The sequence below is a fragment of the Enterococcus ureilyticus genome (assembly GCF_001730315.1).
Lineage (GTDB): Bacteria > Bacillota > Bacilli > Lactobacillales > Enterococcaceae > Enterococcus_L > Enterococcus_L ureilyticus.
In genome coordinates this window covers 249479-268147 of sequence record NZ_MIKC01000012.1, presented here as the reverse complement: position 1 = coordinate 268147, position 18669 = coordinate 249479, and the positions used below count along the sequence as shown (strand labels likewise).

General features: G+C 34.5%; 14 protein-coding genes. 3 read left to right on the top strand and 11 right to left on the bottom strand.

Annotated elements, in window-relative coordinates; all coding sequences use genetic code 11:
* Positions 1-647 precede the first annotated feature (647 nt).
* The 4 genes from BCR24_RS07740 to BCR24_RS07725 all read right to left on the bottom strand — a co-directional run bounded on the left by BCR24_RS07740 (position 648) and on the right by BCR24_RS07725 (position 5993).
* A complete protein-coding gene (locus tag BCR24_RS07740; protein WP_069639972.1) occupies positions 648-1559 on the bottom strand; it encodes an aldo/keto reductase in 912 nt (303 codons plus the stop codon).
* Between the two features lie 60 nt (positions 1560-1619).
* A complete protein-coding gene (locus BCR24_RS07735; RefSeq protein WP_069639971.1) occupies positions 1620-3098 on the bottom strand; it encodes a helix-turn-helix domain-containing protein in 1479 nt (492 codons plus the stop codon).
* Positions 3099-3206: 108 nt separating this feature from the next.
* The gene (locus tag BCR24_RS07730; RefSeq protein ID WP_379896717.1) at positions 3207-5243 is read right to left on the bottom strand and encodes a heavy metal translocating P-type ATPase; all 2037 of its coding nucleotides are present in this window, start codon (positions 5241-5243) and stop codon (positions 3207-3209) included.
* Between the two features lie 186 nt (positions 5244-5429).
* Positions 5430-5993: a hypothetical protein gene (locus tag BCR24_RS07725; protein ID WP_069639969.1), complete on the bottom strand. Its 564-nt coding sequence runs from the start codon at positions 5991-5993 to the stop codon at positions 5430-5432.
* 316 nt (positions 5994-6309) lie between these two features.
* Here BCR24_RS07725 and BCR24_RS07720 point away from each other — a divergent pair, with 316 nt between their 5' ends.
* The 3 genes from BCR24_RS07720 (at position 6310) to BCR24_RS07710 (ending at position 9241) form a co-directional block, all read left to right on the top strand.
* Entirely contained in the window at positions 6310-7122 is an 813-nt protein-coding gene (locus tag BCR24_RS07720; protein WP_069639968.1) for a helix-turn-helix domain-containing protein, read from the top strand.
* A 253-nt stretch (positions 7123-7375) separates the two neighbouring features.
* Positions 7376-8656 (top strand): murein hydrolase activator EnvC family protein, encoded by a 1281-nt coding sequence (locus tag BCR24_RS07715; RefSeq protein ID WP_069639967.1) that lies wholly within the window; start codon positions 7376-7378, stop codon positions 8654-8656.
* Positions 8657-8806: 150 nt separating this feature from the next.
* Entirely contained in the window at positions 8807-9241 is a 435-nt protein-coding gene (locus BCR24_RS07710; protein ID WP_069639966.1) for a universal stress protein, read from the top strand.
* Positions 9242-9298: 57 nt separating this feature from the next.
* Here the strand turns inward: BCR24_RS07710 and BCR24_RS07705 are convergent, their stop codons facing one another.
* From BCR24_RS07705 to BCR24_RS07675, 7 genes are all read right to left on the bottom strand, one after another.
* Positions 9299-10060, bottom strand: coding sequence for a class I SAM-dependent methyltransferase (locus BCR24_RS07705; RefSeq protein ID WP_069639965.1), 762 nt, complete (start codon positions 10058-10060; stop codon positions 9299-9301).
* Positions 10061-10340: 280 nt separating this feature from the next.
* Positions 10341-11714 carry a glycoside hydrolase family 1 protein gene (locus BCR24_RS07700; protein WP_069639964.1) on the bottom strand — a complete coding sequence of 458 codons (1374 nt, stop codon included), beginning with the start codon at positions 11712-11714 and terminating at the stop codon, positions 10341-10343.
* An 11-nt stretch (positions 11715-11725) separates the two neighbouring features.
* A complete protein-coding gene (locus BCR24_RS07695) occupies positions 11726-12997 on the bottom strand; it encodes a glycoside hydrolase family 125 protein (protein ID WP_069639963.1) in 1272 nt (423 codons plus the stop codon).
* A gap of 14 nt (positions 12998-13011) precedes the next feature.
* Positions 13012-13809 (bottom strand): MurR/RpiR family transcriptional regulator, encoded by a 798-nt coding sequence (locus tag BCR24_RS07690; RefSeq protein WP_069639962.1) that lies wholly within the window; start codon positions 13807-13809, stop codon positions 13012-13014.
* A 291-nt stretch (positions 13810-14100) separates the two neighbouring features.
* A complete protein-coding gene (locus BCR24_RS07685; RefSeq protein ID WP_069639961.1) occupies positions 14101-15423 on the bottom strand; it encodes a PTS sugar transporter subunit IIC in 1323 nt (440 codons plus the stop codon).
* 15 nt (positions 15424-15438) lie between these two features.
* Positions 15439-18069 (bottom strand): glycoside hydrolase family 38 N-terminal domain-containing protein, encoded by a 2631-nt coding sequence (locus BCR24_RS07680; protein WP_069639960.1) that lies wholly within the window; start codon positions 18067-18069, stop codon positions 15439-15441.
* A gap of 247 nt (positions 18070-18316) precedes the next feature.
* Positions 18317-18652, bottom strand: a complete 336-nt coding sequence (locus tag BCR24_RS07675; RefSeq protein WP_069639959.1) for an antibiotic biosynthesis monooxygenase — start codon at positions 18650-18652, stop codon at positions 18317-18319.
* Positions 18653-18669 lie beyond the last annotated feature (17 nt).

The following is an 18669-nucleotide window of genomic DNA, read 5'->3' as shown; positions in this document are numbered from 1 at the left end:
AGTAGGTCAATCTTTCTGTTGGACATTTTTTTAATGCCCTTTTCTTTCATTAGCTTCTTTGATAAAATAAAAAATATATTTGACTATAACGATTCAATACAATGGAGAGAAGGAATAATTTTGAAAAAATTAGGTCAAGACTTAACTCAAAGTCGAACAAGTGTATTTTTATTTACGTTTTTTTTGTGTACAATTATCAATATATTCTTACAGAAGACTCTAACAGTGTCTGATTTAATTGGTATCTTTGTGGAGACAACAGTCATTGCCTTTGGTATATGGCAAGTGAGAAAAATGAAACGTTACGTTAGGTAGTCTTTCTTTAATAAGTTATAATGGACTTGTTATTTTTGATTCCTTTCATTTGGTTAAAGATAACAATTTATCATAAAATACCTTAGACTAGTAATTAAAACAAAAAGAAAACCCCCTCTGCACACTCAGAGGGGGTCAATTAGGAGTTCACACAAATGAAATTGATTTTTTGTAACTATTGTCTCTTTCTTCTATGTCTTTATACTACAAGGTAAATGTGAAAAATATATGAACGAAACATTTCTAAAGTGTAACTTTTTTAATGACCATCATCTTAATTCTTTATTATTCAACAGAATCAGTAACTGCTGATTTGTTCAAAAACATTCTCATCAAGGTAAAATATTTCCAGCTGCACAATAGATTTCATACCATTCTTCTCTGTTTAATACAATCTCAGAAGCTTTTGCAATTTCTTTAATTCGCTCTTTATTCATACTTCCAGCAATAACTTGCATGTTTGCAGGATGTCTTAAAATCCAAGCAGTAGCTAAGCCAGTGGCTGTGCAATTATGATTTGCCGCAATTCGATCTAAAACGCTGTTTAATTCTGAGAATTTCTCATTTCCAATGAATACCCCTTCAAAGAAACCATATTGATAAGGCGACCATGCTTGAATTGTCATCTGATTCAATCGTGAATAATCTAAGAGACTTCCATCTCTGTCAGTACTTGGTTCATCTGTCATGTTCACATGGATTCCTTGATCAATCATTCCTGTATGTTTGATCCCAAATTGCAATTGATTCACTATTAGTGGCTGCTTCACTGTCTTTTTCAATAAATCGATTTGCATGGGTTTTTGATTGCTAACACCAAAATATTTTACTTTTCCTTGTGCTTCTAACTGGTCAAAAGCTGCTGCAACTTCTTCAGGTTCTACTAGTGTGTCTGGTCTGTGTAATAATAAGGCATCTACATACTCAACATCTAAACGCTTCAAACTGTTTTCAACTGACCCTACGATATGCTCTTTGGAAAAGTCGAACATTCCTTTACGAATACCACATTTTGTCTGGATAATGATATCTTCTCTTTTAATCGACGTTCCTTTCAACGCTTTTCCAAAAATAGTTTCGCATTCTCCTCCACCATAAATATCTGCATGATCAAAAAAATCGATCCCATTTTCATATGCAGTTTCTATAATCTCTCTAGGATTTTCAGCGCCATTCATTCTCATACAGCCGAGAATAACCGATGCTACTTGTAAATCGCTTGTTCCAAATTGAATTTTTTTCACTAGAAAACCTCCTCAAATTATATTGACTAGTTTAGTTTAACACATTTTTATGAAAGGGTTTCATTTTCTAACTTTTTTTAATATCTTTTCAATTTTAATAAATCCCTCCTCAGAAAATTCTGGCTCAATAAGTAAGGTTGGTAAATTGTACTTTTGCTCCACTTCCTGACAAAGGACTGTTGTTAAAATGATATCTGAGTATGAGATGTTTCTAGAAATTCTGGCATAAATAACAGCTAAATTGAATTTGTTAAGAAAAAAAGTATTAATTCTCTTTCCTAGTTGCGTTTCGATTTCAAGTGGTAAATCCGTCATCAAACAGACCACAATTTTTTTCTCATTATAAACAGGTGGAATACGAGAACTTAAAATCATAAAATACCGATGGAATAAAGATTCTTTTGGTATATTGCGATAACACGGGGACTCTTTTACCAACTCACTTATCCCTTCTTCAAGTTTACTTGAAAAGCTAGGATAGCATTCTTGGAGAGCTTTAATTGGCTGATTCCTTTCAAATGAAATATTTGAAACTAATTCATAATGTAAATGGAATCCTAAAAATGCATTAACGCTTTCCATTGAATAGGTGAAATTATTATTCCAAAAGACTCGTCTAAATTTGTGTGCTGCAATCAATGTTTTATAAAAACAAGATGTCTGCCTTAAATAATGCTCTTCAATAATATAGGCCTGTATGCGTGATTCATAGTACTGAAAAAAATATGCTTGAGAAATTAAATACAAATAAGCTAATTCTTCAAAAGGCAAGTGCTTCGTCATTTGTTCCATTCTCATTGCCTTCATAAATTTCAAGAAAATAGAACTATTTTCAATATATTGCTTCCAGTTAGTTCTTATCTGAACTTTGTTCCCTTTTTGATAACGCCAGCTTGCAATTTGAATCATTCGATAAAGACCTTTTTTTTGAAGATCATTTATTTGTATTTGAAAAAATAAAATGAATTGTTCTGTTAGGCATTTGCTTCGATTTTTCCCATTAAGTAAAAACTTCGTTTCCGTCCCTTGATAAACAAACCAGTAAAAATGGAAAATCATCGCTCTTATCTGTTCCTCATTTCCTTTAAATTCGTACGTTCCTCGTGTCAACTGAATATTAAATTTTTTAAGCCACTCGTTGATCTTTTTCATACGTTTTCTCATACTTGACTCACCAATCAGCGATCTTTCTGCTAATTGTTTCATTAAAATATTCTCCTCTTCGATAATTGCTTTCAGAAAAACAATCTCAGGTAGATTGCTTAAATAGCGAACTAAAAACGTTTCTACATAATGTGCATTGTCTTTTTTTAAGTAAATATATTTTTTTGAATTAGCACAAATGGTTAAATGCTGATCCAATTGATATCGTTTGAATAATTTTTGTAATTTGACCAATGATCTTTGGATCGTTTTTGAATTGATTCCTACTTCATTTGAAAGTTGTTTTAATGAACAACTATTCTCATTTGATTTGAGTACATTAAACAGGTTAAGTAACTTGATTGATTCAAAATCAAGGATTTCTTTAAAGTCCATTCCAAACCTCCGCTATAAAAATGAGCCTCTATTCTATCACTCATTTTCACAAAAAAAGTAATGAATAGGCATATTAAATATACGCACTATTCATTACTTTTCATTTTTTTAATTATGGATACGTAAAGTCATAGCATTTGCTGCAACTATTACAGTGCTCAGAGACATCAAGATTGCTCCAACTGCTGGGTTTAGTATTATTCCCCATGGTGCTAGAATCCCTGCCGCTAGTGGAATCGCAATAATATTATAACCAGCGCCCCACCAAAGATTTTGAATCATTTTGCGTCGTGTTTGTTTGGCTAAATCTAGGAAACGGAGAATATCTTTTGGATCACTATCTGTCAAGACTACATCAGCTGAATCAATTGCAACATCAGTTCCCGCCCCAATCGCAACACCGATTGTCGCTCTAACTAAACTTGGTGCATCATTAATTCCGTCTCCAACCATCATTACTTTTTTGCCTTCGCTTATATATGTTTGAATGATTTTCTCCTTATCTTCTGGCAATAACTCTCCATGAAATTCATCAATCCCTAGGTAATGAGCGACTGATTCTGCTGCTTTTTTATTATCACCTGTTAACATTATAGGAACGATTCCTTGTATTTTTAACTCAGTAATAAATTGCTTTGCTTCTGATTTTACCACGTCTCCTAATGCAATCAACGCCACAAGTTGCTCCTCAACGATCAAATAACTTAAGGTATTTCCCTGTTCTTGATAGCTTTGTTTTAATAAACGGTCAAAGGTAAAATTTAATCGATCCACTTCTTTTTCATTCACAATTTTTACGGATTGTCCGTTGACCATCCCTGTTAAACCAATGCCGGAAATACTTTGAAGGTTCTCTGCCTTGTCTGGTATAATTCCTTGTTCTTTTATATACTTCATGATGCCTATCGCTAATGGGTGATTCGCATTATTTTCCAAGGCACCGATCAATTTTAGGGCCTTTTGTGTAGTCATCTCTTTGCTGAGCATTTCAACCCCAGTTACAGTAAATTTGCCTTCAGTCAGTGTTCCTGTCTTATCTAACATAACATATTGAATGTCATTTGCTTGTTCAAGGGCATTACGGTTTTTCAATAATAATCCATGTTTTGCTGCAATTGAAGTGGAACGTGCCACAACCAAAGGAATAGCTAAACCTAGCGCATGAGGACAAGCAATAATAAGGACCGTCACCATTCGTTCAAAGGCAATGCTTACATCTCTATCGATGATCAGCCAAGTAAAAAATGCGAACAGTCCCGCAGCGAATGCTATATAGAACAACCACTTTGCCACTCGATCTGATAACGATTCAAGTTTTGATTTTTCGCTCTGAGCTTTTTTTACCATCCCCATAACTTTTGAAAGATAGCCTGTTTCGCCAGTTCCTGTTACTCTTATTTCAATTGTTCCACTTCCGTTAACCGAACCTCCGATAACCTTATCCTCTTTATTTTTTGTCACAGTTTTTGACTCACCTGTAACCATTGATTCGTCCACTAATGTTTGACCGTTAATGATCACACCATCAGCTGGTATTTTATCGCCCGCCCGGACTATTAAATGATCATTTTCTTTTACTTGCTGCAATGCCACCTCTTCCTCGTTGCCGTCTTTGTTTAATCGTTTCACTGTGTTAGGTAACAGTTCAGCCATCTTTTGCAAAGCATCACTTGCATTGGAAATAGCATTCATCTCGATCCAATGACCCAACAACATAATAACAATCAAGGTGGCCAACTCCCAGAAAAAATCCATCACATGATTTTGCGGCATTAACTTATTCATTATGAATGCGTACACGCTATAAAAATAAGAGACAGAAATACCCATAGCGATCAAGGTCATCATCGCTGGACTTTTTTGTTTCAGCTCCATCTTAGCACCATTTAAAAAAGGTTCCCCTCCATAAAAAAATAAAATTGATGCTAAAACCAAGACGAGCCAATCAGAACCAGGGAAAGTAAACTGAAAAGACAAATCCACACCCATCATTGGTGAAATAAAAATAATCGGTATAGCAAGAATTAAAGAAAACCAGAACTTTTGTTTAAAATTCCCCATATGCATAGAATGATCCATACTAGACATATGTTCATGCGACTGATGCCCAAATATACTGTGATCCATACTTTCCAAGTTATGCATTTGATGATCACTATGTTCTTCATCGTTCCTCTTCATTAAAATTCCTTCTTTCCTTCTTTTCAATTCATTTATGTCAGAGCCAATCTCTCATTTTAAGCATAGCACAATCTAGCATTTGGAAAAAATAAAGTAACTCATTTCATATAAACAAAAATTTCTTGCGTATTTTATATTAAGTCACTCTGATTAATGCCAAGTATAACTCTTAAAAAGCCAAATAGCATAATCTCTTTTTTCTTTAATCCTACTATATTTTCTTACACAAGATTCCTTAAAATATTTATACACGTTTTTTTCAGATTCTCGTTTTATTTCACTATACATTTGTTGGATTGCTTTTCGATTTGCTTTATATTTTTTACGGTTTCCACCAGTAAATCCATAAAAAATATCAATTCCTTCTGATTCTTTAGTAATGGGAGAATGACGAACTAATTCATTTTGAGTTTTTTTGAGCTTTTTTAGTATGTCTTCTGTTGCACTTTGCTCAAAGCCTTCTTTGATGATCATCTTGCATAATCGTGTATATTCGATCTTTGCCACATGATTATATACATGGCTTGCATAATCTAAGCCTTTATATAAAACATTTGCGCTAAACGACATGTTGACTAGTAGCTTGTACTGTTGAATACACGTCTCTTCCATTCTTTCTTTATTTTCTTGGTAAGGAATCTCATTATTCAGTCTAACCAAGAATTGATATAAAAGATGATTTTTTTGCTCCTCAATTTTAGCTATTTTTTTCATGTGTACTTCTCCTCCTTAAATAATGAATGTTTTTCGGTATTTTTAAAAAAGAAATTAATGGACTAAAGTAAATTTATTGGGTCTTATTTTTTTATTTTCTTAGTGGTAAAATTTACTTACACTCTCATTTTATAAAACAAAGAAAAATAATTGAATATATTTCGGTATAAAGATCATATCACTCCAAACGATTTATTGCAACGACAAATTGAAATAAAAACGGTACATTTATTCTTAAATAATGATATAGTAAAAGAAAGAAATTTTAGTCAGCTTTACGAAGAGCGTAGAGTATTCATACCAAGGAGGTATTATTTTGGAGATAGATTTAAAAGCAGCTGGGAAAAGAATCAAAGAAATTCGAGATCAACATAAGTACTCAATGGCTCTTTTTGCTAATTTAGTAGGAAATGCAAGTGCCAGCACAGTAAATAACTGGGAAAAAGGAAATAATCTACCTAAACCAGAAAGATTAGAAAAAATTGCGATTCTTGGCAACACAACAATCGATTGGATTCGCTATGGAGCGTTCAAAGATTATGTGAAACAATTATTGAGTGAAGCGAATTTACAACATCAACTTGAGAATGAACAGCTTGAACTATTAATACACTCACTAAAAAAACAGAAGATCAGCTATAGCCAAGATTTAAAGATACTGACTACTGCAAACGAGCTATTCCCAGATTTATTTGAAATAAATTATCAATCAGAACTTTCCGAACAATTCTCCCTTATTTCTGAAGATTCCACACTTTACAGAATCGAACAAAACGATCGTTATAGAACAGACTTTTTACCAATGATCGAAGAATTATTGTATCATTCTAACCAAAAAGAGATTAACGCTTCTGTCTTATTTTTAGTCTTTGATTTATTAAAACGATCAGAATCATGTAAACTTTTTTCAGAGGTTCCACAAATTTTTGCTTTATTATCAGAAGTTATCACTAACGATATAGTTTATAGAACGAAACACACCATGAAATCCATTGATTATAACAGTTCTATTAAAAAACCTAAGCAAGGTAAACTATTAACTGAGAAAACAGTGACAAAAAAATATGCTCAGGTAAAAAAAGAACTCATCTATTTACTTGATGAATTTTATGCTGATTATAATATTTAAAACGAAAATAAGCTTTTTTTAACTATTACAATTATTGTTTCTTATTAATAGTAAGTTTCGCATATTACAATTAGATGTTACCATTATTGCCATATTTTAAATTTCATTTTTTTGATTGATCTGATAGTTTAAGCCTAATTATTCTTAAAAAAATATGGTATACTTTGTCTTGTATCATAAACGATGATGAACGGAGACAATATCTAAGCTGTCAAACGTTTAAAATAATCAATAAAAAAGCGAGGAACATCACTTGAAGAAAAAACTACTGATTACACTGTCATTTATTTTATTAGTACACGCTGCACCAATGAGCGTATCAGCAGAAGATATCGATCAAAAAATCCAAAATCAAACAAAGAAAATAGACGAAATTATTAAGACCGAAAAAGATGCAAAAGATTATCTAACTACTTTAGAAAAAGAGATTACGACGATCGAAACAGAATATCAGGCTGTTCTTTCTGAAAAACAAAAGCATGAAAAAGAAATGAATCAGTTAAATACTGATATTGCGAATTTAGAAACAAAAATTCAAAAAAGAAATGAGCAATTACAAGCTCAAGCTAGAGTAACACAAACAAACCATGAACAAGAATCTATGTTGACTGTGTTACTAAGTGCTGAATCTTTTTCTGATGCTATTTCAAAAGCCATCGCTGTGAATACATTAGTTACAGCAAATAATGATATTTTAACGGCTCAAAAAGAGGATAAAAAGGAACTGGATACGCTGAAAGTTTCATTAACTGAAACCTTAACAACTCTTGAGAAGAAAACAGAAGAACTTGAAGAAAAAGAAACTGCTTTGGCCGAAGCGAAGCTTGAGCAAAACGTAAAAATCAACGAAATTGCTGCAAGTCTTGCTACTGAAACAGCTGAAAAGGATAAATTTGTCAAACAAAAAGATGAAGCTGTAAAAAGAAAAGAAGCCCAATTAAAAGCAATTGCTGAAGAAAAGAAAAAAGAAGCTGCGGCTAAAGTTGTTGCTGAAAAGCAAGCTGCCGAACAAGCAAAAAGAGACGAACCAACTGTTCAATCGGCTCCTGTACAAACAACTGAAGAAGCTGTTACAGTTCCCGATACAACGACGAATACGAATAATACTCAACAAGTACCTACTCCTTCAGTATCCTCTGGCGGTTGGTCTGCTCCTGTAGCTAGTATGAGCATTACTAGTGGATTTGGTGGTCGTGAAGACCCTACCGGAATTTCTGGCTCATTCCATGATGGTATTGATTTTGGCGGAGCAAGTGGCACGCCAATTATGGCCGCTCGATCTGGTGAAGTGGTTAGTGCAAATTATGGTGGTATGGCTGGCAACCATGTTGTAATCAAACATGATAATGGCTACTACTCTTACTATTTACACATGAGTAGCTTAAGTGTAGCCGCTGGTCAAAACGTTAGTGCTGGTCAAACATTAGGCGGTATGGGCACTACTGGAAATTCTACAGGAGTTCATTTGCACTTTAGTATTTCAACCAGTTTATGGGGTGGATTTGTTAATCCGGCTCCCTTCCTTGGATTATAAATAATGTGAAACGATAAGAAAGTCAGAGCGATTCTGCTTTCTTATCGTTTTTTTCATCTAGTCAAGCTAGTCGTCACTTTTATCAATTTGTTTAACCTCTACTAGGGAACATGTTATAATAAAGGTAGATAAAGAAAGGTGCTGATTAAAATGATCAATAACTATTCTACTATTTTAGTTGCTGTTGATGGATCTAAAAATGCTGAGTTAGCGTTGCAACATGGTGTTGCTATTGCTAAAGAAAAAAATGCTACCTTATATTTATTATCTGTTGTTGACGAAAATGCAATCAGTCATAGTTCTTATGCTTATTCAAAAGTACTTGCACAAGAAAAAGAAGCTATTGAAAAAGAGTTACTAAAAAACATTTATTATGCCACTGAACAAGGTCTAGATGAGGTCATTCCAATAGTCGAAATCGGCAATCCTAAAGAAATGATTGCTACCACTGTACCTACGAATCAGGCAATTGATTTAATCGTTGTAGGTGCAACTGGTAAAGGGATGATCCAATCAAGCCAGCTTGGCACGACAACAAGTTATGTTGTACAGTTCGCTCCTTGTAATGTACTCGTTGTAAAATAATCAATGCTTTAAAAGCATGTGGTCCACTCGTATTCGGTGAACCACACGCTTTTTTTTCTACAAATCCATTAATTTTCCAATTAAAATAAACCGATGCTGCTGATTAGAAATGAACCCTTTTTCACATAATTCTTTTTGTCTATCGAGTAACGCTTCAAAATGAGTTTCTACAGAAAAATTTGGGTATTCCCATGGAATTCTTTTGATATAGTAAATGAGTCCCTCCATATCTAGGAAATGTTGTGCTAGAAAAGATTCCGCAGCAAACAAAATATCAAAATTTTCTTTTAGCAGCGCTTTTTTCGCTGTTTCTAAAGACCAGTCAATCCGTTGTCGTTGAACATTGTTGAATAGCTTTTGTGAAAGGGCACGTCCATTTTGATCGCCAACTTGCTGTGTAATAAATAACCCGCCCGGCCTCAATACTCTGCTCACTTCAGTCAAATCATAAGATTCATGACTATTTAAGACAATATCAAAAGAATCCTTTGGAAATTTCAATTGATCATCTTCCGCTACAAATACGACTTTTGCGCCTAATGGTTGTAATGTTTCTTTTAATAAACGATAGTTGGGCCGCCAGCCTTCGGTTACGGTAGTTTGATGATACGGATGCTCAAATGTCAGCAGTAATTCTCCCCCACCAGTTCCCATATCTAATAAGTCCATTTCCTTAGATAAGTGTTCACGAACAAGCCTTGAATAACTCCAAGGTAATTCATCTTGACGCCAACGATTGCACATATAAGAAAAATCCCAGCCATTAAATGGCAATTGCTCAATCGTTTGCCAATATTTTTTTAAGTCTTCATTGTTCATAACTAACTCTCCCTTACACTGTCTAATTCTTCATTGTAAGTTGGATACAGTTATAAAGGTTGTCCTGATAGCAATCATCTTACTCTATACAGTTTCTATCAGCCCTCTAACTGTATCGAGTTGTTACTTCGTTGCATCACTTTTCGTTGCATTTCACTCAACTCCTATCATTTTTTCACAAGACTTAATCCGTCCTAAACTTATAATCAAGCAAAAGTGATTCACTTAAATTCCATCTATACCAAAGATAATGCCAGTTAATGTACATACAAGCACTTTATCAAATTAGGCCATTTCGATCAACCACTTCTTTAAACCAATGTCCACTCTGTTTTAGAGTACGTTGGTCATTTTCCAAGTCTAATCGGTAAAAACCATAACGATTTTTATATCCGTTCAGCCAAGACCAACAATCAATAAATGTCCATGAATGATAACCAAAACAATTACTTCCTGCTTCAATCCCTTTATGCAGTTGCGCTAAATGTTCTTGCATAAATTCAATTCGGTAATCATCTTGAATCATTCCTGTTTGGTCCATGAATCGCTCTTCATCTGCCACACCCATGCCATTTTCAGAAACATACCAGGCAATATTTTTATATTCATTTTTAATCATCAGTGCCACATCATATAAAGCCTCAGGATAAATTTCCCACCCGCGATAGGGGTTGATTTTTTTACCTGACCAATCGTAATGCTCATAAAAATCAGCCGGGGAAAGAGCAGGCTGATTGATTTTTGTAGGTGCTTGAACCCGACGAGGTTGATAATAATTCATGCCAATAAAATCAACAGTATTTTTTTTGATCGTGTTTAAATCGTTTGTTTCTACTTTTGGCAGTAACTCATTCGCTGCTAAAAGTTCAATCAAATTTTCAGGAATTGTTCCTAAGACTGTTGGGTCTAAAAAGCTTTTTGTGTTTAATAAATCAGCCAGTTGAGCTGCTTCTAAATCTTCTTTGCTCTGACTTTTTGGGTAGCAGGGGGAAACATTTAATATAATACCAATTTGGCCAGAGTATTTGCCTTCTTTAAATGATTTGACCGCTAAAGTATGCGCCATCAACGTATGAAAACCTACTTGAATGGCCTTTTTCAAATCATGTATAGCTGGATAATGATAGCCATATAAATAGCCACATTCAACATGAACCATCGGCTCATTAAAGGTCGTCCACAGTTCGACTAAATCACCAAATAATTCAAAGCAAGTGTTGGCATAAAAGGCAAACGCTTCAACTGATTCTCGCGCTTCCCAGCCCCCTTTTTTCATTAACCACCAAGGCATGTCAAAATGAAATAAGTTAATGATTGGTTTAACACCATTTGAACGCAACTCATTAAAATAGCTCCGGTAAAACGCAACAGCTTCTGAATTCACTGTTTTACCATCCGGCAATAATCGCGTCCAAGCAATTGACGTTCTGAAAGAATTTAGGTGAATAGCGTTCATTCGTTTGGCATCCTCACAATAGGTTTCATACATATTTGAGGTATGTTCAGGCCCTTGATTTTTCGAGAATTTTTCTGGATTCATTTCATACCACTTATCCCAAGTTGAGGGTGATTTTCCGTTTAAAGAACCATGGCCTTCTGATTGTGGAGCGGATATAGCTGCGCCCCACAAAAAATCTTTAGGAAATGTTTTCATTCTCTCTTCTCCTAGTTGGTTATTTTTAAATAATCTAAAAGTAACGTACAAAACATCATATTTGCCCAAGAAAACCATTCACGTGTATATTGAGCAGGATCATTCACATTGATCCCTTCGTGCATATGATTCGTACCTGCATCAGTTTGAACTAAGGTATTTAAAAGCTCGACTTTTTCCGTTTGATCTTCAGTTGTCAGCCCTTGAATACATAAAGCAATCGGCCAAACATAATTTTTTGGCGTATGCTCACTTCCGATTCCCTTTAACTTATTTCCTTCAAAGTAGTAGGGATTTGTATCGGATAAAATCAAGTCTCGTGTATTTAGATAAACTTCGTCCTCCATCGAACAATAGCCTAAATATGGTGCGGCTAACAAACTAGGGACATTGGCATCATCCATTAAAAGATAATTACCCAAACCGTCAACCTCATAAGCATAAACTTTTTTCCCTTGATATTCAACAACTCCCCATTCTATAATCCCCTGCTCAATTTCGTTTTTTAATTGTCTAGCCTTTTCAGCTAAAATAACATCATTATACATTGTCTCAAGAATCTCTGCCAGATAATCTAAGATAACTACCGCAAACATATTGGCTGGGATAAGATAATGGTAGGTACAACTATCATCACTAGGACGAAAGCCAGACCACGTCATACCAGTATAACCACAAGGTTCGCCTAATCCATTATTAGACAGAGTATCTTCTGGTCTTTCACCGAATCGTTCAAAGCGATAGCTTGAATTTTCATGATTCTGCTCTATTTTAAAAACATTGATGATTGTTTCAGCCGCTTGTTTAAAGTTTTTAGTGAAATGGGTTGTTTCCCCCGTCTTTTTCCATAATAAATAAGCAAGCTCAATAGGATAACACAAGGAATCTACTTCGTATTTTCGTTCCCAAATCCAGCCGTTCATTTCGGTGCTATCGTGATGATAACAATGCCCGTTTTCCGATTCATTAAAAGCATTCGCATAAGGATCTATCAAAATACACTTGATTTGGCGGTTAATTAATCCTCTAATCAATTGTTTGACCTGTTCATCTTCAGTGGCTATAGCGAGATACGGTTTGATCTGTGCGGACGAGTCTCTTAACCACATAGCAGGAATGTCTCCGGTAATCACAAATGTATCATCTGCGGTTGTTTTAACAGTTGTCTCTAATGTATTATCAAAACAATTTGCGAACACTTCACTCCATCTGGGATTGTCAACTTTCTCAGCGACTTGTTTTTTTAAATTTTTAATTATTTTTTTTGAATAACTGACCGTCATAAATAGGCTCCTCTTTATTTTCCTTTTAAAATCACTTCTGATTTTATCCAAGATTTGATTGTATCTTCATGATACATCGCTAATATCTCAGTATATAAAATATCGATTACTGTTAACACTGGAATTTGTGGAGAAATCCCGCCCATATCTTTTTTCCCCATGGAACTAGTTAAGCAAAATGCCTCAGAAAGCTTTTTATACGGACTTTTTTCATTCGCTGTAATAACGATTACTTTGGCATTTTTTTCAGAAACAACTCTGATTGCCTCCAAAATCGTTTCATTGTCACCAGAAATTGAGGACATGATCACAAGGTCTCCTGATTGAACGCCGTGAGCCATCATTGCAATTGAATGCTCGTCTTTGATCACATTAACAATTTTACCTAAACGAGAAAATTTAAACTGAAAATCTTCACCACAAAAAGCATTATAGCCCGTGCCCCAGTAATGAATGATTCGCCCTTTGTCAATCATCAGCGCAGCTTTTTTCACTTGTTCCTTATCTAGTTTCTCGATAATGTCATTGAGAAGCAAAGAATAATTTAAATTTACATAGTTGATGCTTGAATCCGTTTGCTTCTTAGTTCCTTTACTAGAATATTTATACAAATAAATCAGTTCTTTATAATTCGCTAAACCAATTTTTTTACAAAAGCGAGTAATCGAAGAATTGGAAACACTCAATTTTTGGGCAAGCTCTTGGATACCCAGCTCCTTATTTCCATCAAGAAAATAGTGCGCAATCACCCGCTCAACATCCGTAAATTTCTTTTCGTTTGCTTGAATGATCAGTTCAATATAACTTTCCATAATCAAGCCCTCCTTTCACAATCTGGAAACAAAATAAGAGATATTTGGATTGAAAATACGGTTGGGTCAAAAGTATTTAACTTCGAGAAATCAACAGAAAAGAACAAAAATGACAAGAAAAGTAGGATTTTTAGCTTTGATGTAGAATGGTTCCTACTGATTGCTCTTCAAATTCCTATGACCAAGTAGATACTATTCTGCATCCGTTCGTATCCCATTTTATTTCACAATAATTTCAGCTTATTTCCGATGGAACTGCTTTTGTTTCCACCTTTTGATCAAAACCTAGAACTAATTTTGCGCGTTAAGTAATTGGCTTTCATCAAATTTCATATTCATCCGTACAAATGGTGCATAGATGAAAATATCCAGTACAACTAACACGGCTGTTAAAATTACAGGACTAAGATGGAACGCACCTAAAATCCAAGTACTGATAAATATCGGCTCATTTCCAGAATTTAGAACGACCAACGGAACGACCCAACCAATTTTGGTTACAATATATGCGACAATTGCATTAAATACTGGTACAAATACAAATGGTATAAACATCAATGGATTTAGTACGATTGGAAAGCCAAAAATAATTGGCTCATTGATTCCGAATAATCCAGGAATAAATGAAAGTTTGGCTACTTCACGACCACTATAGGTTTTTGGTGTGAAAATCAAAATGGCTAAAATCAACCCAAATGTTGCACCTGATCCACCAATCATTGCGTAAACATTTGTCATTGTGTTCGGGGCAACAGAAATGTCCGCAAAACTTTTTGTTTCAGCAAATTTTGCCACGTTTTCTAAGAAGATCGGCAACCATAATGCTGACACAACGCCCCACACAATATTAAAGCCATGAAGTCCTAAGAACCACAAGATTTGCTCTAATAAAATAACTACAATAATTGCGGGCAAGCCTGTTCCAACTGAGGTCAATGGTTGCACAAATAATTGACTAACCATGTCCATGAAGGAATTAAAATCAAAGGCTTCAATCAAAACTTTCAAAATAGAACAAACCAATAAAACTATCGAAATTGGAATTAAGGCAAAAAAGGAATCAAACACGTTTGGTGGTACATTTCCGGGTAGTTTGATGGCAATTTTGTGTTTTGCCAGTACTGAATATAAGAAAACTGCTAGCAATCCGACGATCAAAGCTGTAAACATTCCTTCATAACTAAAGAAATTATTTGCATAACCTTGAACGATTTCAGCGGAATCATCTGCAAAGTTCACATTATTTGGTACCATAACAAAGTAGGCTGCAAAGGCAAGTAACGTTGCTAATAGCGGGTTGATATTGGCCTCAGGATGTTTTTTCATCAACTCTTTTGCATAATTATATGCAGTAGAAAATACAATCAATAACGCGACGATTCCCAGTGTTCCTAGATAAACATTGCCGAATATTGCAGAAGCTGTTTGACCGATTGCCGTTTCCCCAAAGAATGCATCAATCTGCATTTTGATCAAATTCGAAAATGAGCCAACTACAGTAAAGGGAATACTGCTAATAAATGCATTCTTAATTGCTTGTAAAACGCTGTTATTATCTACTTTATTTGCAATTTTTAATAATGGATCTTGAATCTTTTCGATATTTATTTTCATCTTAATTCGACCTTTCTACTGCGTTCTTTCTATTGCAACTGTTTTAATTTCACCTGGTTTAAATTTCCCTAATTGAATTTCATGCAGCTTTCCTAATGTTTCAATTGTATTACCATTTAAATCAACAAAATGGATGTTGGATTTATTTTTCAACATTATTTTTTCGTTTTCAACACTCGACGCTAGCGATGGATTATACAAACGAATCTGGACCCATTTTTGATCTCTACTCAATTCTAATGCACTATATACCAAATTTGAGTCACTTAAATCAATAAGCGTGTTCAATCCATTTAATTGGTCTACTTTATTACTCTGGAAATATTGAATCGGATTGGTAAAACGATTCAATGTTTGGATTTGATAATACGGACTTTCGTTTGAATACAACTGATATTCTTTTTGCACCATCACTGGGTCAAACACTTCACTAATAATTAGTGATATATCCATCTCTAACTCACCTAACAGCTGACTGTCAGGCGTTGGAATATAGCGGTATTGATTCCCAGAAGCATCTCCTGGCCTCCTTAACAATTCGGGTCTGCCTAAGAATCCTACACCTCTGAATAAAGTAATATATAAATCACTATCAATTACTTGATATTCTTTGATTCCTCTACTTAAAATCGTCCAACTAGTCGTTGCATCATGAATAGTTGAATAGTGAATCATTGGATAGATTTCTGTTGGTTCTTCTTTCCAACCAAGCTTTTTCCAATCATGGATATGTGGGTCTTGATTCTTTCTTTCTACGATTCCAAATAACGTATCCGCATAACTGACTTGACTTTTTACTGGTGTTTTCACAACTAAACGCATCCGGTGGTCCAACACTTGATTATCGATTTTCAATTTCATATCAATACGTTTTGATTCTTTACTTAAGGTCACAACAAAGGTATAGTTGACTTTAGCGTTTAATTGCTCTTCTTTTCTAGATTGTAAATCTTTCGGCAAGGACCAGCTACCTTTTAAAGTCATAGTTGAAAGAAATGGCCCTGTCTGAACAACAACGTTACTCGTATCAAAGTTTAAATGATGAACTTTATCATGGTAGGCTGGTGAATAATCATAAGTATCCCCTTCATCACCAGATTCTTCCACATACAGGCAATTTTCATATGTTTTTTCTTGTCTTTTATCTAAAATACAGAACTGTCCGTCTGAAAAAGAAAGTTTGTACGCTTCATTTTCGACAACCGCTCGCTCATTGGTTATCATTTTATTATGAACCAGTTCAGCTTGCTCTTCTATTGTAACGATTGTGTATGCTAATGGATCTGTTTCCTTTATGAAACTAATTTTATGGATATAGTAGTATTTTGCTTCATCATAGTCACGTTCTAAACGTCTGACTTCACCTGCATAAACTTTTTCTGATGATAAAATTTGATGCTCTAATTCTTGATGATTGTCATCAAATAATTTGATATGTTTCAATTTTGTACTCACTTCAACTATATAAGGATCGCATCTTTTATATGGCAAAGTATTAAAGAGAATCAAATCATTTGGTTTAATTTCAGCTATTGATTCAGAAATTTTCCGTACGAGATAGTCAACTGTTGAGTATGACAGCTGATCTGCTTCTTTGTATCTAGCTAAAATCATTTCGTTTGTTTTGTCCGTATTACAACCGCCAATACTATCGTGAGCATGATTTTTTAATAATAGTTTCCAAATGTAATCCAGCAATTCTCGTTTAAACGGAATCCCTAAATCATCCGCCATCAGCATCAATGGTTCTAACTGAAAAATCAAACGGTTTTCGACCTTATCATTTAACTGTTTCAAGTCATATCTTGATGAATAAATAGAGCGGTGAATTTTTGAAACGCTACCACTCATAAATTCACCTTGAACAGTCGGTAAATTTTTGGTTTGTTTTCTTAATAAATTAAAAATATGAGGATAATTGCTTTCTTCAATGGTATATTCTTTTCCAAATTGCTCGTTCACTTCTTGAATAATCTCTTTTAGGTTTCGATCGACCGCTCGCTGATCTCCACCCACTGGTAATGTCACTACATCTGTTGCGCTATCTTGTGAGACAATATCAAGGATCTCTTTTTTCTGGTACAGCTCACCTTCAACAAGTGCTACTCCTGCATAGTAGCCATTGCGAATATTGATCGTCAATACTTTTGAACCATCTTCGGCTGTCCAATAGAATTCTCGACTTTTTGTAACTTCGTTTGGCATCCCCCGCCAAAATACAGCATCTTCAATGCCAAAACCATTATAAATTTTAGGCATATCTTTCCCTTGACCAAATGAATCTGGTAAATACCCTAATGAAGTATGGCCACCCAAACGTTTTGACATTTCAATGCCGATTTGCAAATTTTTTACAACTGATTCACCGGCTACTACAAATTCATCCATCTGCGTATACCAAGGTCCAATAAATAGTTTGTTTACTTCCACTAATTTTTTAAGTGTTGCTTCTTGATTTGGATATACTTTTAGATAGTCATCTAGAATACTTAATTGCCCATCCAAATAATAGTAGTCGAGTTCCTTATTTTCTAATGCGTAAATCACCTCATCCATATGGTAAGAAAATTGAATAAATGCTTCATTATCACTAAAATACCACTCACGATCCCAATGGGTGTGAGCGACGATGTGTACCTTCTTCATCATCTTTTCTCCTTTCATCTCACTTCTCATTAAATATACTCTGGATTGTTTGAAAAGAAAACGATTTCGGTAATATTTTCAAGTATTTTCTTGAATCTAGAAATATCATGAAAATATTACCAAAAAAATACGCCGATTTTCTTTTTGGCAACTTCCTTTTTCCACTTTATTTTCTTTTGTTTGTCATACTAAATAAGAAGAAGATTCCTATCTATTATGCTAGACAGAAATCTTCTTCTTGATTAAACTATGTCAATACTTCGTATTCAGCGATCGTACTTGAAATAATCCCAGAACGTTTCTTTTCTTCAGCTACATCCTGTTTTGGTTCCTTTCTTTGATGCATATTTTTAAACGACTGGCTTTGTACCCAATTTTTTTGATGCTCTTTTGAGCTCCAACGGCTTAAAACAACAAGCTCGGTTATTTCTGGATCATGAGGCAATGTACGGTGCATTAATTGAAAATTTAAGAATCCATTGACTGCCTCCATGCTTTCCTTTGTATGAGCGGCTGTAAACTGTTGAATAATTCTTTGAGAATGAGCTGTTTCTGTTTGGATCGTATTTGTGACTATATACATAGTTATTCCTCCATTTC